The organism is Psychroflexus aestuariivivens (assembly GCF_004010055.1).
Taxonomy (GTDB): domain Bacteria; phylum Bacteroidota; class Bacteroidia; order Flavobacteriales; family Flavobacteriaceae; genus Psychroflexus; species Psychroflexus aestuariivivens.
The window spans coordinates 22018-45373 of the sequence record NZ_RQVT01000024.1; the positions used below are offsets into that span (position 1 = coordinate 22018).

Consider the following 23356-nt stretch of genomic DNA (forward strand, 5'->3'; position numbering starts at 1 on the left):
CGGAGCATGTTCTAGTTAAAAGTGACGATGCTTTGCAAAAGCCTTAACTTTGAATTTAGCATTTCATCCGTCATAATCTATATGCCTTGTTAGCCACCGTTTTATTTCTTCAGTTCTGTCTTTGATATCAATTTTTATTGGTTTGTTATATTGGCTATCTTCTATCTGTATTTCAACTCTTTTCCCATTTTGTTGCCAATCTAACAACTTGGCTTTTGGCAAACTTGTAAACCCTTGATTGCCTATAGTAATTTCTACAGGATATGCATAAGTATCTACACCAAAATTTTTGTTCTTTCCCATTAAAATCAAAGTCCCTTCTGTCAAAATTACATCAGCAAAGTCAAAGTCATAAATTGTTTTATTGATATCTGGCGGGTAAAATTTGTTTTGGTCAAGTAAGTCAAACCCCTTGATATAAATCCCGACATTTTCAAAAACTTGGATTACACGCCCACTTAATTCTTTTATTGCCCGTCCACCTGCACTGTACATCCTGTACGCTTTGCCATATATAAAAAGTTTTAATCCAATAAAGCCTACCGTAATAAATAAAGGTCCAACTATTGCTGTGCCAATATTTGCTTTTATCCCTTGATAAATCAGAGATGTCACAATAGCAACATACGCAAGGTTCAATGGCCAAGTAATAAAGAAGGGAAATCTGGTCTTTTTTATAAACTCAAAAAAAGTTTCCTGTCTCAATGTGGTTTTTTTTAGTGATAACTAACCTCTTATAACAATTAATCATCTTTAGTTTTTCTATATATTTAATCAACGTTAATAGAAAAAACACAACTAAAAAAATTGAATAAACAAGAGACAATTTTAGTAATAAAAACAAAACCATGAAAAATATAATTACATTTAGTACATAACTAACTACATTAAATTTTAAATTTTTCATTTCAAAAATTATTTTTTGATTGTTAATATTGAATTACTCAAATTTTCAAGTTTTGTTTATTCCGATGCTAACTTGATTGGATTTATTTTACGTTTTATTTTCTGTGATTATGTATTAATATGGCTTAAAAAATCCCGAATTGAGAATTCATTTCGGGATTTTTTGTTTTCAATGTAGTTTATATTTCAAGAAATCTAACTGGTAATTTATAAAGGAATATTCCCATGTTTTCGATTTGGTCTTTTTACATCTTTATTTTCAAGCATCGCAAATGCTTTGAGTAATTTACGACGGGTTTCATTCGGCATAATCACTTCATCGATAAATCCACGTTGTGCGGCTTTAAAAGGATTAGCGAATTTTTCTGCATATTCAGCTTCTTTTTCTGAAAGTTTCACTTCAGGATCTTTGGCTGCTTGAATTTCTTTTCTGAAAATAATTTCACTTGCGCCTTTGGCTCCCATTACCGCAATTTCAGCTGTTGGCCAAGCGAAATTCAAATCTGCACCAATATGTTTGGAGTTCATCACATCATAAGCGCCGCCATAAGCTTTTCTGGTAATCACCGTTACACGTGGCACCGTAGCTTCACTCAAGGCGTAGAGCAATTTTGCGCCATGCAAAATAATGCCGTTCCACTCTTGGTCAGTCCCTGGCAAAAAGCCTGGAACATCTACCAAAACTAATAACGGAATGTTGAACGCATCACAAAATCTAACAAATCTGGCTGCTTTTTTTGAGGCATCGACATCCAAAACACCAGCAAGACTCATCGGCTGATTGGCAACTACACCGACGCTTCTACCTCCAATTCTAGAGAATCCAACAATAATATTGTCTGCATAATTTTTATGCACTTCAAAAAAACTATCTTTATCTATTATGCCTTTGATTACATCGTGCATGTCGTAAGGCTTGTTTGGACTGTCTGGAACTAAACTGTCTAGACCTTCTCGGATTTCTTCGTCAAATTTAACTTCAAGTTTTTCAGGTTTCTCCTGATTATTTTGAGGAATATAACTCAAAAGTCTTTTGATATTCTCTAAACACTCAATGTCATTGACTGCTGTAAAATGAGTCACCCCAGATTTGGTGGAATGTGTACTTGCCCCACCAAGTTCTTCTGAAGTCACTTCTTCATTGGTTACAGTTTTGACCACATTTGGACCGGTAACAAACATATAACTTGTGTTTTCTACCATCATAGTAAAATCTGTCATTGCAGGAGAATAAACTGCGCCGCCAGCACAAGGTCCCATAATGGCAGAAATTTGAGGCACAACGCCCGAAGCTTGAACATTTCTGTAGAAAATATCGGCATAACCGCCTAAAGACCGAACACCTTCCTGAATTCTAGCGCCACCAGAATCATTGAGTCCAATAATTGGTGCGCCAACTTTAAGCGCATGATCCATCAATTTACAGATTTTTTCAGCATGAGTTTCAGACAAAGCGCCACCAAAAACAGTAAAATCTTGGGCATAAACATAGACCAATTTTCCATTGACAGTTCCATAACCTGTAACTACACCATCGCCATAAAAAATTTGATCTTGCATTCCAAAATCTGTTGTCCGATGTGTAACTAAAGCACCTATTTCTTCAAATGAACCTTCATCTAATAAATAATCAACACGCTCTCTTGCAGTTAATTTTTTCTTTTCATGTTGTTTGTCAATACGTTTTTGTCCTCCACCAAGTTTGGCTTCCTCTGTTTTTTCACGTAATATTTTTATATTATCACTCATACCTATTTAGATTCTGAATTTATTTCTGGTAAACGTAATTTTTTTTGGTCTTTTTGATATTGCTTCATTGCCATTAAAGCGGCTAAATAAGCTTCATCTTTAGCTTTATTTTCTAAAATTTCAGGCGTATAATGATTTTTCACAAAATGCGTATCAAAATCTCCTGAACGGAATGCTTCATGTTCAAAAACAAATTTTCCGAAAGGTAAAGTTGTTGCTGCGCCTTCAACTTCATAATGGTCAATTGCTTCTAACATTAGCTGTAGAGCCGCTTCACGATTTTTGCCGTAAGTAATGAGTTTGGAAAGCATCGGATCGTAATAAATCGGTATTTCCATGCCTTCTTCAAAACCATCGTCCACACGAATCCCTAATCCTTCTGGTTTTCTGTATCGCGACAAAGTGCCAACACTTGGTAAAAAATCATCGGTTGGGTCTTCAGCATAAACACGCAATTCTAAAGCGTGACCTTGAATTTTCAAATCTTTTTGTTCGAATTCCAAATATTCGCCTCGGGCGATTTTGATTTGTTGTTCCACTAAATCTACGCCAGTGATTAATTCAGTCACAGGGTGCTCAACTTGGAGTCGTGTATTCATTTCTAAAAAATAGAAATTTTTGTTCTCGTCCATCAAAAATTCAACTGTTCCTGCACCAACATAATCACAAGATTTGGCTACATCAATCGCAGCTTGCCCCATTTTATGTCGAATTTCATCCGTTAAAATCACAGATGGCGCTTCTTCAACAACTTTTTGGTGTCGGCGTTGAATCGAACATTCGCGTTCAAAAAGATGAACAACATTTCCGTGCGTATCGGCTAAAACTTGAATTTCGATATGTCTAGGCGAACCAACATATTTTTCTATAAACACAGCGCCATTTCCGAAAGCAGATTCAGCTTCACTGATCGCGCGTTTCATTTGCTCTTCTAATTTACTTTCTACTTCGACGACTCTCATTCCTTTTCCTCCACCTCCAGCTGAAGCCTTAATAAGAATTGGATAACCGATATCTTCCGCAATTTTCTTAGCTTTAACGACATCTGTTAGGGCTTCATCTATGCCGGGAACCATTGGGATATCGTAAGTTTTCACGGTTTCTTTCGCAGAAAGCTTATCGCCCATCACACGAATGGCATGAGATTTTGGACCGATAAAAGTAATTCCGCTGTCTTCAACTTTTTCAGCAAAATTTGCATTTTCACTTAAAAATCCATAACCCGGGTGAATTCCATCTACGTCTAGAGTTTTACAAATTTCTATGATTTTATCACCTAATAAATAAGATTCATTTGAAGGTGCTTTTCCAACGCAAACCGCTTCATCTGCAAATTTTACGTGTGGTGCATTTCTGTCGGCTTCAGAAAAAATGGCAACAGTTTTGATGCCCATTTTTCGTATAGTTTGCATGACTCTTAAGGCAATTTCGCCACGATTAGCAACTAATATTTTTTTCATCTTGCTTATTTTATTCCATTTCTATTAAAATCTGATTTTTTGTCACGGTTTTGCCGGTTTCAACTGCAATAGATTTTATAACGGCATCACGTGGCGCTAGAATGGTGTTTTCCATTTTCATAGCTTCCAAAACCAGTAGATTTTCTCCTTCTTTGACTTCTTGATTTTCTTTGACCATAATGTCTAGAATCATTCCTGGCATCGGGGCTTTCACTTCATTAATTTTCTGTGAAGCCGCCAAAGAAAGTCCCATGTCTTTAATCAAAATATCCAATTCATTGGCAATTTCAACTTCATACAAGTTAGAATTGATTTTGACGGTGTATTTGCGATTTAGGAAATCTGATTTAACAATTTTGGAAGTGACTGATTTATGATCTACCAGCAAATGATAGGTTTGTGGTGAGGTTTGTTGAATGTCTAAATTTTGAATATCATCTTGCTTAAATTCAAAATTATGTTTACCATCAACTTTAGCACTAAGTAAATGTTTCATAAATTCTGTATTGATTTATTTGTAAATATAAAAATTTAAACCTTTTTTTGAAATGAATATCTAAAATCTGTTCAAAAAAATGGTTTATTCCAAGGTCTTATGAATTGCTTTAAATAAATTTGAAGATAAAATAAACGACACATGAAATCGCAATTAATTTCGAAGTACTTTTTTATTTTCCTTATTTCTCTAATCGTTTTGTCTTGTAAAAATGATGTTGACAAACCTAAAGATGAGAAAACTTCTTTAGATGAACCTAAAGTTGAGATTTCTGACGGAATGTTATATAACAAGGTAAAAAGTTTGGATGGTACTTTAAAAAATTTCAAAAGATTCCTCGGAACTAATCCAGGTTTAAATATTTATGCACATATCAACCACAAAGAAAATGCTGACAAAGTCGGAATGGAGCTTGGTGAAAATCAGGTTTTTTTCTTTGATAATCCTAGGTTCAGCTCACCATTAATAAGAGAAAATCCGCTAGTTGCATTAGAATTTCCCAACAGAGTTGCATTCTGTAAAAAAGAAAATGAGTCATTTGTATTTTCCAGAAGTGGAGAATGGATCAAACAACGTTACGGACTGAAATTCAGTCCAGCTCTCCAAAGTTATAACAATTTAGCAAAAACTTTTATCAAACAAGCTTCAATGGCGGAATTTGCTAAAGAAGATTCTATTAAAATCACCAAACATAAAGGTATAGAATCTGTAAAAAGCACGAAAGACTTCAAAAAAACGGTGGCGGGTATTGAAAAAGTTTTAGACGAAAACCAAAAAATTTTCAAAGTGGTGTCTTTAAATTTTAAAGAAAAAGCAGAAGAAATTAATATAGCTTTAGAACCTTTGCATTTATTTATTTTTGGCAATCCGGAAGTCGGAACACAGTTTATGCAAAAAAACCCAAACTTTTCTATTGATTTGCCATTGAGGATTTTGGTTAGAGAAACTCCAGATGGCGAAGTTTTGGTATATTATAATGACATGAATTTTTTAGCTGAAATTCATAATGTTGAATTTGATAATGATTTGCCAACAAAGGTTAATATGATTGTTCAAAAAATAATCAGCGACGGCACTTCTACTGAATAATTTTTTAAGTAAATTTCAATTTCCACCTGAATTGGTGAAGACACAATTCAATTGCCAGTATTGTTTATATTTGCCAAATTAAAATTTCATTATGGAAACACAGGATCTCCCGATCACAAACTATGCTAAAACATTTGGATTAATATTTGGCGCATATTCAATTTTGATTTTGGTTTTATTATACGCATTTGGCTACGAAACCAATACTGGAATCAGTATGCTGAATTTAGCCGTAACTATTGCCATTGTTTGGTATGCCATTCATTTATATAAGCAAGACAATAATGGCATGCTGAGTCTATCCACAGCAATTAAACTCGGTCTGGCAATTGGCGTGATTGGTGGTTTAATTTACGGTATTTACAGTTACTTCCACTACGAATTTTTACAACCAGAAGTTATAGAAGAGATGAAAACTGCCACCGAAACAGAAATGGAAGCAGAAATTGAACGCCAACAAATGAGCGACGAAGAAGCCGAGATGATGCGAAAAACTGCAGGTATTTTTGCTTCTCCTTTTATACTTGGAACTATAGCTTTGGTTTCTATTTTAGTCAAAACTTTTATTTTTGGTTTGATTATCGGTTTGATAAAGCGCAACAAATAATTCAATGCAAATATCCGTCGTCATTCCTTTACTCAACGAAGCTGAATCAATTTCAGAACTTCACCGATGGATAGTTTCTGTAATGGAAAAACATCAATTCAGTTATGAAATAATTTTTATTGATGATGGTAGCAAAGATCAATCATGGGAAATAATACAAGAGATTTCTAGATTTTCTGAATTCGTAAAAGGTATTAAATTTTCAAAAAACTATGGTAAATCTCAAGCTTTGCACGCTGGATTTGCAAAAGCCAGAGGCGATGTCATCATCACAATGGATGCAGATTTGCAAGATAATCCCGAAGAAATCCCTGAATTATATGAAATGATTTCTAAAGGAGGCTTCGACTTGATTTCAGGATGGAAAAAAAAGAGATTTGACTCTGTTATATTTAAAAATTTACCTTCTAAAGTTTTCAATTTAGTTGCCAGATGGACGTCAGGTTTAAAATTACATGATTTCAATTGTGGATTGAAAGCCTACCGACATGATGTTGTAAAAGATATAGATGTTTATGGCGAAATGCATCGCTATATTCCTGTCTTAGCCAAACAAGCCGGATTTGATAAAATAAGTGAAAAAGTAGTAAAACACCAAGCCAGAAAGTATGGTAAAACTAAATTTGGTGCAGAGCGATTTATCAATGGCTTTTTGGATTTGGTAACACTGTGGTTTTTTTCGAAATTTGGAAAACGTCCGATGCATTTTTTTGGAGCGATTGGCGTATTTATGTTTTTGGTTGGTTGCTGCTCTGCCATTTGGATTGGCGCTTCCAAATTGTACAAATTATGGAATGGTCTTCCCAATATTTTGGTCGTAGACAATCCCTGGTTCTACATCGCTTTAACTTCTATGGTCATTGGCGTTCAGTTGTTTTTAGCAGGTTTTTTAGGAGAATTGATTTTGAAAACCAAACACAATCAAAAACGATATTTAATTAAAGAAATGATTTAAAAATAATATTATGAGTAATATTTTAGATAAAGCTAAAGTCTGGCTTAGTGATACTTTCGATAAAAACACTATTACAGAAGTTCAAAATTTAATAGATCATGATCCTCAAAATTTAGAAGAAAGTTTTTTCCAAAATCTGGGTTTCGGAACAGGTGGAATGCGCGGTGTCATGGGCGTTGGCACCAACAGAATCAATAAATATACTTTAGGAAAAAATACTCAAGGTATTTCCAATTATTTAAAAAAAGTTTTTCCAGGTGAAAGCCTGAAGGTTGTGATTGCTTATGATTGCAGACACAACAGCCAAGAATTTGCTTACAAAGTTGCTGATGTATTTTCTGCAAATGGGGTAAAAGTTTTTATTTTTCCTGAACTACGACCAACACCACTACTCTCCTACTCTGTAAGAAATCTGAACTGCCATTGTGGGATCATGCTTACAGCTAGTCATAACCCGCCAGAATACAATGGATACAAAGTGTATTGGCAAGATGGAGGTCAATTGGTTCCACCGCAGGACAAAGAAATTATCCAAGAAATTAACGCTTTAGAATTTACAAATATTAATTTTGAATCCAACCAAAGTTTAATTGAAGAATTGGACGAAAGCGTTGAAAACGATTATTTTGAAAAAGCCATAGAAAATGTTAATTTCAATATTTCGTCTGAAGCCAAAGACAAACTCAATATCACATTCACATCGCTTCATGGCACTTCAATTAAAACCGTTCCGACGCTTTTAGAAAAAGCCGGTTACAAAAACTTACATTTTGTTGAAGAACAATCCGAACCAAATGGCGATTTTCCAACTGTAAAATCTCCCAACCCAGAAGAACCTGAAGCTTTGGAAATGGCGCTAAAACTTGCTGATGAAAAACAAAGCGATCTTGCCATCGGTACAGATCCAGATGGTGACAGATTAGGAATAGCAGTCAGAAATCTGGAAGGCAAAATGACACTTTTGAATGGCAACCAAACCATGATTATGATGACTTGGTATTTGCTTGAAAAAATGAAACAAAACAACCAAATTAATGACAATCATTTCGTAGCGTCTACAATTGTTTCTACTCCAATGATGCAAGTTTTGACTGAAAGTTACGGTGTAGAATATATGGAAAGCTTGACTGGCTTCAAATGGATTGCGAAATTGATAAAAGACAACCCAGAACTTGAATACATTGGCGGCGGAGAAGAAAGCTTCGGCTATATGGTTGGCGATTTTGTTAGAGATAAAGATGCAAATACCGCCATTTTATTGGTTTGTGAAATGGCTGCAGATTTAAAATCTAAAGGTTCTTCAGTTTATGAAAAAATGGTTGAACTTTATACCGAACATGGTTTTTTCAAAGAAAAACTTATTTCACTTGTCAAAAAAGGTATTGAAGGCGCAGAAGAAATCAAGCAAAAAATGATTGATATGCGTGAAAACCCTTTGAAAGAAATCAATGGTGAAAAAGTCGTTTTAATCGAAGATTATTTAAGTGCTGAAGCTAAAAATCTTCAAAATCAGGACACACACAGTTTAGATATTCCGAAGTCAAATGTTTTGATTTATTATACAGAAAACGGAACTAAAGTTGCTGCTAGACCAAGTGGTACAGAACCTAAAATAAAATTTTATATCAGTGTGAATGAACAACTAAAATCAGTTTCAGAATACGAAAATATTTCAAAAAATTTGGATACAAAAATCGAACAAATAATTAAAGATTTAGGCATTACTGCTTAAGTAAAAAATCAGATTTTCTATTAATGAATTATTTCAAAAAAATACTAAGATTTGCCAAGCCCTACAGGCGCTATGCAGTTCTAAACATCATCGCTAATATTTTTTATGCCTTGTTTAGTGCGCTTTCTTTTATCGCATTGATTCCGATGCTGGATGTTTTGTTTGCTGGTGAAAACAAAAAGAAAGTTACAGAAATGCCGACTTACGAAGGTTTGTCTAATGCCAAAGATTATTTTAAAGATTATTTGTCTTACAAAGTTGATTTGATAGCGCAAGATGATGTTTCCATAGCCTTAATGCTGGTCATTATTTTGGTCATTATCTTGTTTTTTTTGAAAAACATTTCAAATTACTTGGCGATGTATTTTATTACCTTTTTAAGAAATGGTGTTCTGAAAGATTTGAGAAATGCATTGTACAAAAAAACCGTAGAACTGCCCTTATCTCATTATTCTGAAAAACGAAAAGGCGACACCATTGCTAGAATTACCAGCGATGTTTTGGAAATTCAACATTCATTTTTATCCATTTTAGTATTGATTGTTAGAGAACCGCTGACCATACTTTTCACAATAGCATTAATGCTTTTTTTGAGTCCACAACTCACGGTTTTTGTATTTATTTTCATACCAATTTCAGGATTTTTGATTTCTATTATCGGAAAATCTTTAAAGAAAAAATCAAGTCGTGTTCAGAAGGAACAAGGTTTGTTTTTATCAATTCTTGAAGAAACACTTGGCGGATTGAAAATCATAAAAGGTTTCAATGCTGAACCAATTTTCAATAAAAAATTTCAAGATTCTACCACCAAATTTTTCGATTTTTCTAATAAATTATTACATCGTCAAAACTTAGCTTCTCCTGCTAGTGAATTTCTTGGTATCAGTGTAATTGCAGTTTTACTTTGGTATGGCGGTAACATGGTTTTAGTTGACGGAAGTTTGGATGGGCCAACTTTTATTGCGTATATGGGTTTGGCGTATAATATTCTTACGCCTGCAAAAGGCATTTCAAAAGCCTCCTATAATGTCAAAAAAGGAAATGCAGCCGCTGAACGTGTTATTGAAATTTTGGAAACCGATTCTAAAATCAAAGACAAACCAAATGCGATTGATAAAACTGATTTTGAATCTGGCATGACCATCGAAAATATTTCATTCAAATATGAAGATGAATATGTTTTGAAAAATTTTAGCGCTAAAGTACAGAAAGGAAAAACCATTGCTTTAGTTGGTCAATCTGGCAGTGGAAAATCTACAATCGCTAACTTAGTGACTCGATTTTATGACATTGAAAATGGCGAAATAAAAATCGATGGCGTCAATATTAAAGACATCACCCAAAAATCATTAAGAAATTTAATGGGCTTGGTTACTCAGGATTCTATTTTATTCAATGACAGTATTAAAGAAAATCTAAAAATTGGTAAGCCCGATGCTACAGATGACGAAATCATATCAGCTTTAAAAATTGCAAACGCCTATGATTTTGTAATGAATCTTCCCAAAGGCATAGACACTAATATTGGCGATAGCGGTGGCAAATTGAGTGGCGGACAACAACAACGAATTTCCATAGCCAGAGCGGTCTTGAAGAATCCACCGATTATGATTTTGGATGAAGCAACGTCTGCTTTAGATACAGAAAGTGAAAAATTAGTTCAGGATGCTTTAGAAAATATGATGCAAAACCGAACTTCGATTGTGATTGCACATCGACTTTCTACGATCAAAAATGCAGATAATATTATTGTTATGCAGCGCGGCGAAATTGTGGAGCAAGGCAAACATGACGAGTTAATACAGAAAAACGGAACCTACAGAAGTTTAGTTGAAATGCAGTCTTTTGAGTAAACCCTAAAAAATTGAAAGAAGAGGACATCATAAAAAATTTACAAAACGGCACGAACCAGGATGAAGCTTTTCGTACACTTATTTCTGAACACAAAGTCAGACTATATTGGCATATCCGTAATATTGTAAAAGTACATGAAGATGCCGATGATGTCCTTCAAAACACATTTTTAAAAGTTTATAAAAATATAGACAAATTTAAAGGAGATAGTAAGTTATTCAGTTGGATGTATCGTATAGGAACTAATGAATCTATAACTTTTTTAAACAAAAAAGCTAAAAAACTAAAAATTTCTGATCAAGAATTCAAAGACTATTTAATAGATTCTCTACAGAGCGATGTTTATTTTGAAGGCGATCAAATTCAGATTGAATTGCAAAAAGCTATAGAAACTCTTCCCGAACAGCAAAAAAAAGTCTTCAACATGCGATATTTTGAAGATTTATCTTACGAAGATATGTCCGAAATTTTAGAATCAAGTATTGGCGCTTTAAAATCTAACTATCATCACGCCAGGAAAAAAGTGGAAAAATTTCTAAAAAATGATTAAACCTTTAGACAAATTATGCGTCTAAAATAGAGATGAAGAATAAGACAAACATATCTGGTAAAAAATCAGGTTTTAAAATCCCTGAACATTACTTTAAGGAATTAGAGGCTCGGATTCTTGAACAAAAATCTCAGGATTCTGAAACTTCAAATATTTCAAGCGGCTTTAATGTTCCAAAGGATTATTTTGAAAATTTTAATCTTGAATTGCCTTACGATTCTGATGAAAAACAACCACGAGTAATCCAATTAACACCTTGGTTGAAATGGATTTCTGCAGCTTGTATTATTGGTTTTGGTTTGTTTGGCACTTTGTATATTGACAGTATTAGTCAGCCTAAAAACAATCTTGAATTCACAGATTTGGATGACGACATGATTGAAAATTATATCGACTACAATATAGAAAATCCAGAAGATTTTATTGATCTCAACAAAAATTCAAATTTTGATGATTTGATTAATAAGAATATTGTAAATTTAAAAGATCAAGATATTTTAAATTATCTTGATGAACACTTGGAAGACAATGAATTTAATGAAGATTAAGCCATGAAAGCAATAATTTTTACTTTACTTTTTTTCATCGGTATTTCTAGTTATGCACAAGATGATAGCGAAAAAATTGAGCAATTAAAAATTGCATATTTCACCGACGAGCTAAACCTGACTTCAAAAGAAGCCAAGAGATTTTGGCCTGTGTATAACAAACACGATAAGTTGTACAATGAGTTAAAAGAAAATAAGTGGAAAAATGTAAAATCACGCTTAAAAGATGTAAAATCTCTAAGCGATTCTGAAGCTGAAGATCTGCTTGAAGATTATATGGCATACAAAAAACAGCGTGTAGATTACAGAGAAGAATTTATAAAAGAATTGAAAACAGTCATTTCTCCTAAACAAATCATGATGCTGAAAAAAGCTGAATATGATTTCCATAAAAAACTTTTAAAACAATATCAATCTGATAAGACTTCTAAAAACTAAATCTTTACTTTTGCAGATTAAACAAAAATCATGCGCTTACATAGAAATTTAGTTTTTGCGGTTATTGATACGCTTCATTCAATTTTTAATGAAGATAAATATGCTGATAAAGAAATCTCAAAAACTCTAAAACGCGATAAACGCTGGGGTTCTAGAGATCGAGGCTTTATTGCAGAAACAACATATGATATTGTAAGATGGAAACGACTTTACGAAGAAATTGCAGAAGTCAAACCACCTTATTCAAGACCAAATTTATTTAGATTATTTACCGTTTGGGCAACACTAAAAGGTATAGAAATACCTGATTGGAAACAATTTGAAGATACGCCAACACGACGCATCAAAGGTCGCTTCGACGAATTGTCGAAAATCACAAAATACAGAGAATCTATTCCTGATTGGCTAGATGAACTCGGAAATAAAGAATTAGGCAAACTTTGGGACAAAGAAATTTCAGCACTAAACGAGCAAGCTCAAGTTGTTTTAAGAACAAATACTCATCAAACAACACCTAAAAAATTACAACAAATACTGGATGAAGAATTCATAGCGACCAAAACGCTCAAAGATTATCCTGAAGCTTTAGAATTGTACGAACGTGCAGATGTTTTTAAAACTGAAGCCTTCAAAAAAGGATTATTTGAAGTTCAAGACGCTTCCTCTCAAAAAATAGCGCATGTTATGGATTTGAAACCAGGTATGCGAGTCATAGATACTTGTGCTGGTGCAGGTGGAAAAAGTTTGCACATTTCAGCTTTGCTAGAGAATAAAGGGCAAGTAATTGCGATGGATATTTATGGTAACAAATTGAAAGAACTCAAGCGTAGAGCTAAACGTGCAGGTGCGCATAATATAGAAACTAGAGAAATAGATTCTACCAAAGTCATTAAGAAATTACATCATTCCGCAGACCGAGTATTAATTGATGCTCCTTGTTCGGGACTTGGTGTTTTAAGGAGAAATCCAGATGCCAAATGGAAACTTAATCCTGAATTTATAGAAAAAATCAAAAAAACACAAGAAGACATTCTTAAAGAATACAGTAAAATGGTAAAACCAGGCGGCAAATTAATCTATGCAACTTGTTCTATATTACCATCTGAAAATCAAGATCAGATTCAAAAATTTTTACTCACACCAGAGGGAGAAAACTTTGAACTAGAGCAAGATGAAAAAATTCTAGCCCATAAATCTGGTTACGATGGGTTTTATTATTCCGTATTATCAAATTCAAAACAATAATTCAAAATGAAATTTACGAGTTCAACTTTTGCCCTTTTGGCATTTATTTTTACACTACAACTATCTGCTCAGGCGCCTACAGGTTATTATGATGATGCAAATGGATTGACTGGCTTTGAATTAAAATCTGCCCTAAATCAAATAATAGACGATATTGATGACAATAATGGTTTCCCTTCCCATCAAGACCAAGGTTATGATGCCTTGTATTCAGCTTATGCTGGGGATTTTAGTGGAGATACGGACAATTATTATGAAGAAGACGGAACTGTCTTAGATATGTATTCTGAACAACCAAATAGTAGCGATAGTTATAATTATAATCATTTCAGTAACCAGTGTGGCAATTACGATGGCGAAGGTGTTTGTTATAACAGAGAACATTTGGTACCTCAATCAACATTCAATTCGGCTTCACCTATGAAAAATGATTATTTTCATGTCATACCGACAGATGGCTCAGTAAATGGTGCTCGTGGTAGTTTTCCTTTTGGAGAAGTTGATGGCAGCGTAGATTATACCTCTACAAATGGTTCCAAGCGTGGACCAAATACATTTCCTGGATATTCAGGAACCGTATTCGAACCTATTGACGAATTCAAAGGTGATATTGCTAGATCGGTTTTATACTTTGCAATTCGCTATGAAAATGAATTCAGTTCAGGTTGGGATGACAACGATGTTTTGGCCAATGACAGCGAGCAATTTTATGATCAATGGTATATTGATTTGCTTATAAGTTGGCATATTTCTGATCCAGTAAGCCAAAAAGAAATCGACAGAAATGAAAATGGCTTCAACTTTCAGGGAAACAGAAATCCACTCATTGACCAACCTGAATTTGTAGACCTTATTTGGAATCCAGATCCAGACACCGAAGCACCAACTGCACCGATGAATTTAGCTGCTAATAATATAGATAGCAACAGTTTTACATTAAGTTGGGATGCTTCTACCGATAATATTGCAGTTAATTCTTACCAAATCGAACAGGACAATGTGATTATTGGTCAAGTCGTCGGAGACGTATTGAGTTTCGATGTTATCGATCTAGAGCCCGAAACACTTTACAATTATAGAGTTTATGCTATAGATGTGGCTGGAAACGTTTCAGATGCAAGCGAAAATTTGGAAGTTACTACAACAGAGGAACCTAACTTTTTACTTGAAGAAGATTTTGAAGATTGTACAACTGTCGATGACAATTTCGTTCCTATAAGTGAATTGAGTAATCTTGATTGGGAATGTACAACTAATTTTGGTGAAAATAATTCTGGCGCCTACCAAATGAATAGTTATAATAATGGACAAGTGCCAAGTTTAGACTGGTTAGTCACTAGTTATCCATTAAATTTTTCTCAATTTGAAAATGCAAATATTAGTTTTTACGCTATCGCAACTTTTGGAAACAGTGCTTTGGAGTTATTGTATTCTGAAGACTATGATGGCAGTGATAATCCATCGGATTTCACTTGGTTGAGCGTTCCAAATATTACAATTCCACTTCACCCTGATGGCAGTAATACAGAAGTTGAATTTATATTTGAAAACGTAGATATTTCGAATATACCTGGCGATGCTTATTTAGCTTTTAGATACGACACTACAAGTGGCGAAGATGCAACAAGATGGACAGTAGATAATGTCATGGTAGAAGGAATAAATGAGCTCACTTCAACTGCTTTTGAAAAAGTTAGTTTCAAGTTATTCCCAAACCCTAATCGACAAAATTCGGTTAATTTAGTATTTGAACAAGCAGTTGATAGAAAAATTGAAGTATTCAATATCAACGGACAAAAACTGCTCACAAAATATGCTGAAGGCAAAACGCTTAATCTTGATATTTCTAGATTAAAATCTGGTGTTTATTTATTTAAAATTAATCAAAATGGTATTTCTGAGGTCAAAAAACTGATAAAACGCTAAATTCATATTCATTAGTAAATTAATTTCATCTAAATCTGTGATATTGAGATGTTTTTATTTGACGAAACCAAGAATAAAGCAATATTATAATATATAGAAATTGAATAAAACTGTTGGTTAAATCTGAAAGTTGGACAAATTAGTCTAGCCAGTAAGTATGAAGTTTAAACACTAAAGTCATTTTAATAAAAAACAATGGGTAAATTTTTAATAATAAGCATTTTGTCTCTTTTGCTAATATCATGTAATTTCAGTAAAAAAAACGATTATAAAGAATCACCAACAGATTCTGAACAATTGATAGAAAAAAAATCGAAAGTAATGAATAATAATTCAGACCAAAATGAAGTAGAATTATCTAAAATAAAATTCCAAGATGTCATTAAAGATATTGAAATTTTCTCAAAATTTGAGCTGCTAAATTCTACGATAATTTCAAATGAAAAAAGAAGAGCACTTCTTCACATTAAAAAAGATAGTCTCCATATTATACTACTTGAAAAATTAAAGAATGACAAAAGCATAACTAGACAAATCACCGATACAATTCATTTTATAAGTGACTCAGAACAACAATATACGAATTTAATTGAATGTGAAAATGTAAATAATCCTCAAACTGAGTTTATTTTTGCTTTTTACAATTACGAAGAGGAAAAAGAGTATTTTGACAATATTGCTTTTGCGTGGAAAGTAGATTTATTAAATGACAAGTTATTACCCGTTGATACTACAGGAATTAGATGCTTAAATATTAGCTACTTGTTGTAAATAAAAAGAGCTCAAAACAATCACTTCATTTGAGTGTTTCTATATTAGGCATAAAAAAATCCGATGCAAATACATCGGATTTTTCGATTTTAAAATGCTAGAAATTATCTGCCTTGTGGCTGACCTCTTTGCATTTGTCCTTGACCACCACCTTGTTTTTTCATCATCATGGCTTGAAGTTTTTGTTGAAGTTCAGGGCTTTGTTGAAGCTTAGCACCAATTTCTTGATATCTTTCGATAGTCATTCCCTCTTCTTTAATTTTTTTCTCCATTTTAGCCTGATTGTTTGCTTGTATTTTTTCTATTTGCTCCATAGCAGCTTTATGTTGCATTGCTTCTTTTTCTGTAAGATCAGGCTCAGAATTAGGATTATTTTTTGCTTGGTAAATTTCATTGAAACGTGTCGCTGTCAACCCTTCTTCTTCTATTGCAGAAACCATTTCTTGTTGAATTTTTTGATTTTCTTGTTGTAAAACCAAATATGCGTTGGCAAATTTCTCAAGTTCAGCATCGCTAACTTTAGCTTCTGTTTGCGCTAGTGTAGAAAATATTCCGATTAGAAATATACCAGCAGTTAAAATTGATTTTTTCATTTTTTTGTTTTTAATTTAATAATTTGAGCAATGATATTCATTTTATAGGAAACTAGAAAAAACATATTTAGTTTCCTTTAATATTTAACGTAATATAATAAATTTTAAAACAATATTATAGTTTTTTAGCTTCATTCCAAAAAACATCCATTTCTTCTAAACTCATCTCAGACACTTTTAAATTATTCTTTTTGCACTGTTTTTCAATATGTTGAAATCTAAAAATGAATTTTTTGTTAGTGCGCTCCAAAGCATTTTCAGGATCTATATTAAGAAATCGCGCATAATTTATCATAGAAAATAAAAGGTCTCCAAATTCAGCTTCCATTTTATCTTTATTGTCATTTTCAACTTCGGTTTGAAACTCCGCTAACTCTTCCTTCACTTTTTCAAAAACCTGCTCTGGTTGTTCCCAGTCGAAGCCAACCCCGGCTACTTTATCTTGAATTCGGCTTGCTTTGACCATCGCTGGAAGTGATTTTGGCACTCCTCCCAAAACACTTTTATTTCCTTCTTTCAGCTTCAGATTTTCCCAATTTTTCTTTACCTCAGTTTCATCTTTAGCTTCAACGTCGCCATAAATATGAGGATGTCTATCAATTAGCTTTTCGCAAAGTTGATTGATGACGTCAGCAATGTCGAAACTTTGCTTTTCACTTCCAATTTTGGAATAAAAAACGATGTGAAGCAACACATCGCCAAGTTCTTTTTTGACCTCATCCAAATCATCGTCTAAAATGGCGTCTCCCAATTCATAGACTTCTTCTATGGTAAGGTTTCGCAAACTTTCCATGGTTTGTTTACGATCCCAAGGACATTTTTCGCGTAACTCATCCATGATGTCCAATAAACGACCAAAAGCCTGAAGTTGATGTTCTCTGTTTTGCATGATTTAGAATTTTATTAAAACTACAAATTTTAAACTAAAAAACTCCAAAACAAAATGCTTTGGAGTTTTCATATTTTCTAATGAAAAACCTACTTTTATTCTTCTTCTGAAGTAGATTTTTCATCTTTCTCTTCTGCCTTAGGATCAGAGAAATCTGTAATGTCTTTAGAAATCAATAAATTGTACCATTGTATTACCTTTTTGATATCGCTAGGATACACACGATCTTGGTCATAATCTGGTAAAATTTCTTCAAAATAAGAGGTTAATTGATCCTTAGAAGATTTATGATCTATAGATTTCTCTCCATTCTCTTTGTCATAAATCTTTTGAAAAACTTCTCTTAAAGGTATTTCTTCTGTATAAGTATAAATAGCGATTTCACTAAGAATACTAACGTTATTTTGCATACTTACCGGCATTTTTTTGCCGTCTATAAGTGATTCTGCAATAAATCCACCTCTAGTTTGAGCTTTCAATTCAAATAATCCGGGTTTACCCGAAATCGATAATATTTTGTCTAATTTCATCTGTCTATTTTTGGCTGGCAAATATGCAACCTCAGTTTATTTTTACAAAAGTTTTTAGCGAACTTTTTTAGCTAGAGGAAATTTCATCCTATAACCAACATTAACTTTACCTTTGGAAATATTGTTCAATTTACTCTTAATCAATCTTTTTTTAAGACTAGAAATGTGATCTGTAAACAAAATCCCCTCTATATGATCATACTCATGTTGAACAACACGCGCCGACAAACCAGAAAGTTCTAAGCTATGTTTTTTGAAATTTTCATCGTAATATTCAATTTCAATATTTGGCTTTCTGAAAACATCTTCATTTATGTTTGGAATGCTCAAACAACCTTCGTTAAAATCCCAATCCACACCAGCTTCTGAAGTAATTGTAGGATTGATAAATACTTTTTTAAAATCTTTTAAGTTAGCTTTTTCAATCTCTGTCAAATTTTCATCTTCAGCGAAAGGCTTGGCATCGACAACAAATAAGCGAATTGGCAAACCAATTTGTGGAGCCGCCAAACCAACCCCACTGGCGTTGTACATGGTTTCAAACATGTTATCGATGAGCGATTGAAGATTTGGATAATCTTCAGATATTTCTTTGGCTTTTTTCTTTAAAACAGGATCGCCGTAAGCGACAATTGGTAAAATCATATCTTCATTTTTTTTGAAGTCAATCTGCAATTGATGTAAAATTCAGTTGGCAAAAATACGGGTTTTATTTCTTTTGAACTTAATTTTAATTGGTTTTCAAAATTTATAAGCGAAATCATTTTCAGTATAAATAATTCTGAAGAATGATTGTTGCGCTTACTTCATCGATTAAAGCTTTATTTTGACGTTGTTTTTTCTTCAAACCAGAATCAATCATAGTTTGAAATGCCATTTTGGAAGTAAAACGCTCGTCCATCCTTTCAACTTTAACTTTTGGAAATAATTCTTGAAAATCTTCGATAAAATATTTAATGTTGGTTTCCAGTTTCATCGCTTGTCCGTCCACGTGTTTGGGTTCGCCAACAACGAGTGTGTCAATATTTTCCTTTGGAATTTGGTCTTTCAGAAAAGCCATCAGTTCTCTAGTGTCAAGCGTTTTCAAACCAGACGCTATCATTTTCATTTCATCAGAAATAGCTATTCCTGTGCGTTTAATTCCAAAATCCAAAGCGAGTACTTTTCCCATATTTTTTAAATAATTTGCAAATATACAACAAGTGAATTTCAAAGTGAATTTGAGCATAAACCTTATATTCGCAAAAAATATTTGATATGACAGATTTAAAAACCAAAATACTTGAAGCTTGGGATAACCGAGATTTACTTCAAAATCCAGATACCATTGCAGCCATCCGAGAAGTCATCAGCAAACTCGACAGCGGCGAATTGCGCTGTGCAGAACCAACTGCAGAAGGCTGGCAAGTGAATGAATGGGTAAAAAAAGGCGTGGTTTTATATTTTCCAATTCAGAAAATGGAAACCATGGAAGCTGGAATTTTTGAATATCACGACAAAATGCCGCTAAAAACTGGTTATAAAGAACGTGGCATTCGTGTCGTACCAAATGCAGTTGCTCGTCACGGAGCTTACATTTCCAGCGGCGTCATTATGATGCCAAGTTACGTCAATATTGGCGCGTATGTGGACGAAGGCACGATGGTGGACACTTGGGCAACAGTCGGAAGTTGTGCGCAAATCGGAAAAAATGTTCATCTCTCTGGCGGTGTTGGCATTGGCGGTGTTTTAGAACCTCTGCAAGCTGCACCAGTTATTATTGAAGATAACGCATTTTTAGGATCGCGCTCTATTGTAGTGGAAGGCGTTCGAGTAGAAAAAGAAGCAGTTTTGGGCGCAAATGTTGTTTTGACAGCTTCCACAAAAATAATTGACGTCACTGGCGATAAACCTAAAGAAATGAAAGGTATTGTTCCCGCGCGTTCAGTAGTTATTCCTGGAAGTTACACCAAAAAATTCCCTGCTGGAGAATTCAACGTGCCTTGCGCTTTGATTATCGGGAAACGCAAAGAAAGCACCAATAAAAAAACGTCTTTAAATGATGCTTTGCGAACTTATGATGTTGCGGTTTAAGGCAAATTCTAATCAATGAAAATTCTTATTATTCAGCAGAAGATGATTGGCGACGTATTAACGTCTTCTATTCTATGCGAAGCGATTAAACAACATAATTCTTCTGCTGAAATCCATTATTTAGTAAATAAAAATACGGTACCAGTTGTTGAAAATAATCCATTTATCGACCAATTAGTGATTTTTTCACCTGAATATGAACAGTCTTCCTTCAAATTTTTTAAATTTCTGCAACAGATTAAAGCTGAAAAATACGATGTTGTTATTGACGTTTATGGAAAATTGAGTAGCGCGTTAATTACTGCGTTTTCAAAAGCTAAAATTAAAATCGGTTTTAGGAAAAAAAAATATTCAAGCCTTTTGTACACGCATTCTTTTTCTAATGAATTGGTTAGAAATAAATCAGTTGGATTGGCTTATGAGAACCGACTAAACTTGTTGCAGCCAATTTTGAATAAACAAGACATCGATTATTCTATTCAGCCTAAAATTTGCATTAGTAATTCTGAAAAAGAAAAAATTTTAAAGCTCGCTGAAGAAGAAAATTTAAATTTAAAAGACAAAACTTTTGCCATGATAAATGTTTTGGGAAGTGATTCAAGCAAAACCTATCCGCTAAAATATATGGCTTCGTTATTGGATGAAATTGTGGCGAATTTCCCAAACCTTTACCTCTTATTCAACTATATTCCAAAACAAGAACCTGATGTTAATCAACTTTTAGCACTTTGCAAACCTGAGACCAAAAGTCGAATTTCCTCATATTACGCTCCAAGTTTGCGAGAATTCATTGTCTTGACTTCTTTTTGTAAAATGGTTATTGGCAATGAAGGTGGTGCAATAAATATGGGAAAAGCTCTGAATTTACCAACTTTTGCAATTTTCTCACCATGGGTAAGAAAAGAAACTTGGGGAACTCACGATGAAGATAAAATGAATAAAACTGTTCATTTGAAAGACTTTGAACCAATTCGTTTTGAAAATTATAGTCAGAAAAACTTCAAGGCAAATTCTGAAAATTTGTACCGAGCCTTCAAACCTGAGTTTATCAAACTAAATTTAGTTAAATTCATCAGTGATAACATAACCAATTAATTCATGGGATCAAAAAAGCTCGCTTACGGTATTATCAAAAAAATGAAATTTCTACCACCAGAAATTTACATGAAATACTACTATAAATATTACACAGGCAAAACACTCAATCTTGAAAATCCGATAGAATTTAATGAAAAAATTCAATGGTTAAAAGTATATTATCATCCGCCAATCTTAACGCAATTGGTGGACAAATATGAAGTTAGAGAATATGTAAAAGAGAAAATAGGTGAAAAATACCTGAATGAATTAATCGCGGTTTATTATAAAGCTTCAGATGTTGACTTTGATGAACTCCCTTCAAAATTTGTTATTAAAGGTGTGCATGGATTTCATTTCAATTTAATCGTTAAAGACAAGTCAAAGCTAAACCGAAAAAAAGCTAAATGGTTGCTTCATAAATGGATGCGTAAAAACCAATATTATCGTGGCGGTTTGGAATGGGCTTATAAAAATGTAACTCCAAAACTGGTTGCAGAAAAATTTTTAGAAGAAATTGGCAAGGATGTCATCAATGATTATAAATTCTTTTGCTTTAATGGCAAACCAAAATTTGTTCAAGTTGACATTGAACGTGGCATTAATGACCAACGTGCCTTTTATGATTTAGATTGGAATAAATTAGAATTCAGAAAAGGTGATATTAGTAATGTAGAAGAAGTTGAAAAACCATCGAATTTTGAAGAAATGGTTGAAATTACCAGAAAATTAGCTCAAAAATTTCCTTTCGTTAGAGTTGATTTGTACAACATAAATGGAAAAATATTATTTGGTGAAATGACATTTTATCCTTCTGATGGCAGAACATCATTTTATCCAGAAAAATATAATAAGATTATAGGTGATTATATTACTTTACCAGAAATCCCTGATGGTCAAAAGGAAATCACTTTAATTTAGTTAGATTTTATTTTTTTAATCCCAAAATCGGTCCACTTGCGATTATCCTCTTTGGTTGCTTTTCGAATCTTAAGATTCTTATCGATAGATTCTTGGGTTTTATAACCGCGCGGGTGGTCTAAATGAATACAAATCGCAGAATATCGAATTTGCTTAGATTTGATACCATAATTGAATAATCGTTCGCCAAGTTCACGATCTTGACCGCCGTATTGCATGCGTTCATCAAAACCATTAACAGCGAAAATATCTGTTTTCCAACCACTTGCGTTGTGTCCATTCCAAGTCGCACCGGTTGGAGTGGAATAATTTAAAAGTTTTTCAGTGAGGCCGCTTGCTGTCAATTTCATATTCTTATAACTTGACGCCAAACCATTATTTTTTAGCCAATTGATATCAAAACAGCGTTGCGATTTGATATCTTCTTCTGTAATCGATTCTGAAATTGACATCGGTAATTTGAAATAACCGCCAGACAAAAAATGACCTCTACTTTTTTCTTGTTGATGAACTTGCAAAAAATCTTTTCTCGGAATACAGTCACCATCAGTCATTACAATATATTCTGCATCGCATTGCAACAAGGCTTTGTTTAGAATTTCAGATTTTTGAAAACCATTGTCTGGATGCCAAACATGCTTCACAGGGACATGAATTCGAGAGGCAAACTCTGAAATAAATTCCTTCGTATCATCCCTAGAACCATCATCTGCTAAAACGATTTCAAAATCTTTAAATATCTGATGCTCAAAACCACAAAGTGTTTTTTTAAGCCAAACTAAGGCATTGTAGGTACTAATTACAACAGATATTTGTGGATGATTTGCCATACCGAATATTATATTGCGAAATTAAAATTTTTATGAATCAAATGACAACTTTGTCCGATTTTTATTAATGCTTGTTTAAATAATATTTGAGTTTTTGGATTTAAAAATTTACAAACT

The 23356-nt window shown here is 33.4% G+C and carries 24 protein-coding genes; 14 read left to right on the top strand and 10 right to left on the bottom strand.

Features of this window, described 5'->3' with window-relative positions; translation table 11 throughout:
• Positions 1-63: 63 nt before the first annotated feature.
• The 4 genes from EIG86_RS05045 to EIG86_RS05060 form a co-directional block, all read right to left on the bottom strand.
• A complete protein-coding gene (locus EIG86_RS05045) occupies positions 64-705 on the bottom strand; it encodes a hypothetical protein (RefSeq protein ID WP_127845071.1) in 642 nt (213 codons plus the stop codon).
• 408 nt (positions 706-1113) lie between these two features.
• Positions 1114-2655, bottom strand: a complete 1542-nt coding sequence (locus EIG86_RS05050) for an acyl-CoA carboxylase subunit beta (protein WP_127845072.1) — start codon at positions 2653-2655, stop codon at positions 1114-1116.
• Between the two features lie 2 nt (positions 2656-2657).
• On the bottom strand, positions 2658-4115 hold the full coding sequence (accC, locus tag EIG86_RS05055; protein WP_127845073.1) for an acetyl-CoA carboxylase biotin carboxylase subunit: 1458 nt from the start codon (positions 4113-4115) through the stop codon (positions 2658-2660).
• 10 nt (positions 4116-4125) lie between these two features.
• Positions 4126-4611, bottom strand: a complete 486-nt coding sequence (locus tag EIG86_RS05060) for a biotin/lipoyl-containing protein (protein ID WP_127845074.1) — start codon at positions 4609-4611, stop codon at positions 4126-4128.
• Positions 4612-4752: 141 nt separating this feature from the next.
• Between EIG86_RS05060 and EIG86_RS05065 the strand changes: the two genes are divergently transcribed.
• From EIG86_RS05065 to EIG86_RS05115, 11 genes are all read left to right on the top strand, one after another.
• Positions 4753-5700 carry a DUF302 domain-containing protein gene (locus EIG86_RS05065; protein ID WP_127845075.1) on the top strand — a complete coding sequence of 316 codons (948 nt, stop codon included), beginning with the start codon at positions 4753-4755 and terminating at the stop codon, positions 5698-5700.
• Positions 5701-5791: 91 nt separating this feature from the next.
• The gene (locus EIG86_RS05070; protein ID WP_127845076.1) at positions 5792-6307 is read left to right on the top strand and encodes a DUF4199 domain-containing protein; all 516 of its coding nucleotides are present in this window, start codon (positions 5792-5794) and stop codon (positions 6305-6307) included.
• Positions 6308-6311: 4 nt separating this feature from the next.
• Positions 6312-7262, top strand: coding sequence for a glycosyltransferase family 2 protein (locus tag EIG86_RS05075; protein ID WP_127845077.1), 951 nt, complete (start codon positions 6312-6314; stop codon positions 7260-7262).
• Positions 7263-7272: 10 nt separating this feature from the next.
• Positions 7273-8994, top strand: a complete 1722-nt coding sequence (locus tag EIG86_RS05080) for a phospho-sugar mutase (protein ID WP_127845078.1) — start codon at positions 7273-7275, stop codon at positions 8992-8994.
• A 23-nt stretch (positions 8995-9017) separates the two neighbouring features.
• A complete protein-coding gene (locus EIG86_RS05085) occupies positions 9018-10847 on the top strand; it encodes an ABC transporter ATP-binding protein (protein ID WP_127845079.1) in 1830 nt (609 codons plus the stop codon).
• A gap of 11 nt (positions 10848-10858) precedes the next feature.
• Positions 10859-11398: an RNA polymerase sigma factor gene (locus tag EIG86_RS05090; protein WP_127845080.1), complete on the top strand. Its 540-nt coding sequence runs from the start codon at positions 10859-10861 to the stop codon at positions 11396-11398.
• Between the two features lie 32 nt (positions 11399-11430).
• The gene (locus tag EIG86_RS05095; RefSeq protein ID WP_127845081.1) at positions 11431-11946 is read left to right on the top strand and encodes a hypothetical protein; all 516 of its coding nucleotides are present in this window, start codon (positions 11431-11433) and stop codon (positions 11944-11946) included.
• Positions 11947-11949: 3 nt separating this feature from the next.
• Positions 11950-12384, top strand: coding sequence for a hypothetical protein (locus tag EIG86_RS05100; protein ID WP_127845082.1), 435 nt, complete (start codon positions 11950-11952; stop codon positions 12382-12384).
• A 30-nt stretch (positions 12385-12414) separates the two neighbouring features.
• Positions 12415-13629: an RsmB/NOP family class I SAM-dependent RNA methyltransferase gene (locus EIG86_RS05105; RefSeq protein WP_127845083.1), complete on the top strand. Its 1215-nt coding sequence runs from the start codon at positions 12415-12417 to the stop codon at positions 13627-13629.
• Between the two features lie 6 nt (positions 13630-13635).
• A complete protein-coding gene (locus EIG86_RS05110; RefSeq protein ID WP_127845084.1) occupies positions 13636-15555 on the top strand; it encodes an endonuclease in 1920 nt (639 codons plus the stop codon).
• 195 nt (positions 15556-15750) lie between these two features.
• Positions 15751-16326 (top strand): hypothetical protein, encoded by a 576-nt coding sequence (locus EIG86_RS05115; RefSeq protein WP_127845085.1) that lies wholly within the window; start codon positions 15751-15753, stop codon positions 16324-16326.
• Between the two features lie 104 nt (positions 16327-16430).
• Here EIG86_RS05115 and EIG86_RS05120 read toward each other — a convergent pair whose 3' ends face one another.
• The 5 genes from EIG86_RS05120 to ruvX all read right to left on the bottom strand — a co-directional run bounded on the left by EIG86_RS05120 (position 16431) and on the right by ruvX (position 19509).
• Positions 16431-16919 (bottom strand): DUF4168 domain-containing protein, encoded by a 489-nt coding sequence (locus tag EIG86_RS05120; RefSeq protein ID WP_127845086.1) that lies wholly within the window; start codon positions 16917-16919, stop codon positions 16431-16433.
• Positions 16920-17034: 115 nt separating this feature from the next.
• A complete protein-coding gene (gene mazG / locus EIG86_RS05125; protein ID WP_127845087.1) occupies positions 17035-17808 on the bottom strand; it encodes a nucleoside triphosphate pyrophosphohydrolase in 774 nt (257 codons plus the stop codon).
• A gap of 95 nt (positions 17809-17903) precedes the next feature.
• Positions 17904-18338, bottom strand: a complete 435-nt coding sequence (locus EIG86_RS05130; protein ID WP_127845088.1) for a DUF5606 family protein — start codon at positions 18336-18338, stop codon at positions 17904-17906.
• Between the two features lie 54 nt (positions 18339-18392).
• A complete protein-coding gene (gene def, locus EIG86_RS05135; RefSeq protein ID WP_127845089.1) occupies positions 18393-18983 on the bottom strand; it encodes a peptide deformylase in 591 nt (196 codons plus the stop codon).
• 121 nt (positions 18984-19104) lie between these two features.
• Positions 19105-19509 carry a Holliday junction resolvase RuvX gene (ruvX, locus tag EIG86_RS05140; protein WP_127845090.1) on the bottom strand — a complete coding sequence of 135 codons (405 nt, stop codon included), beginning with the start codon at positions 19507-19509 and terminating at the stop codon, positions 19105-19107.
• A gap of 86 nt (positions 19510-19595) precedes the next feature.
• Here ruvX and EIG86_RS05145 point away from each other — a divergent pair, with 86 nt between their 5' ends.
• From EIG86_RS05145 to EIG86_RS05155, 3 genes are read left to right on the top strand one after another with little or no spacing between them, the layout of a single operon-like run.
• A complete protein-coding gene (locus tag EIG86_RS05145; protein ID WP_127845091.1) occupies positions 19596-20411 on the top strand; it encodes a 2,3,4,5-tetrahydropyridine-2,6-dicarboxylate N-succinyltransferase in 816 nt (271 codons plus the stop codon).
• A gap of 15 nt (positions 20412-20426) precedes the next feature.
• Positions 20427-21506 carry a glycosyltransferase family 9 protein gene (locus EIG86_RS05150; protein WP_127845092.1) on the top strand — a complete coding sequence of 360 codons (1080 nt, stop codon included), beginning with the start codon at positions 20427-20429 and terminating at the stop codon, positions 21504-21506.
• A gap of 42 nt (positions 21507-21548) precedes the next feature.
• The gene (locus EIG86_RS05155) at positions 21549-22409 is read left to right on the top strand and encodes an ATP-grasp fold amidoligase family protein (protein ID WP_127845093.1); all 861 of its coding nucleotides are present in this window, start codon (positions 21549-21551) and stop codon (positions 22407-22409) included.
• On the opposite strand, the gene EIG86_RS05160 is transcribed toward EIG86_RS05155, so the two are convergent.
• Positions 22406-23239 (bottom strand): glycosyltransferase family 2 protein, encoded by an 834-nt coding sequence (locus tag EIG86_RS05160; RefSeq protein ID WP_127845094.1) that lies wholly within the window; start codon positions 23237-23239, stop codon positions 22406-22408. The two genes, EIG86_RS05155 and EIG86_RS05160, sit on opposite strands and share 4 nt — an antisense overlap.
• Positions 23240-23356: the final 117 nt, after the last annotated feature.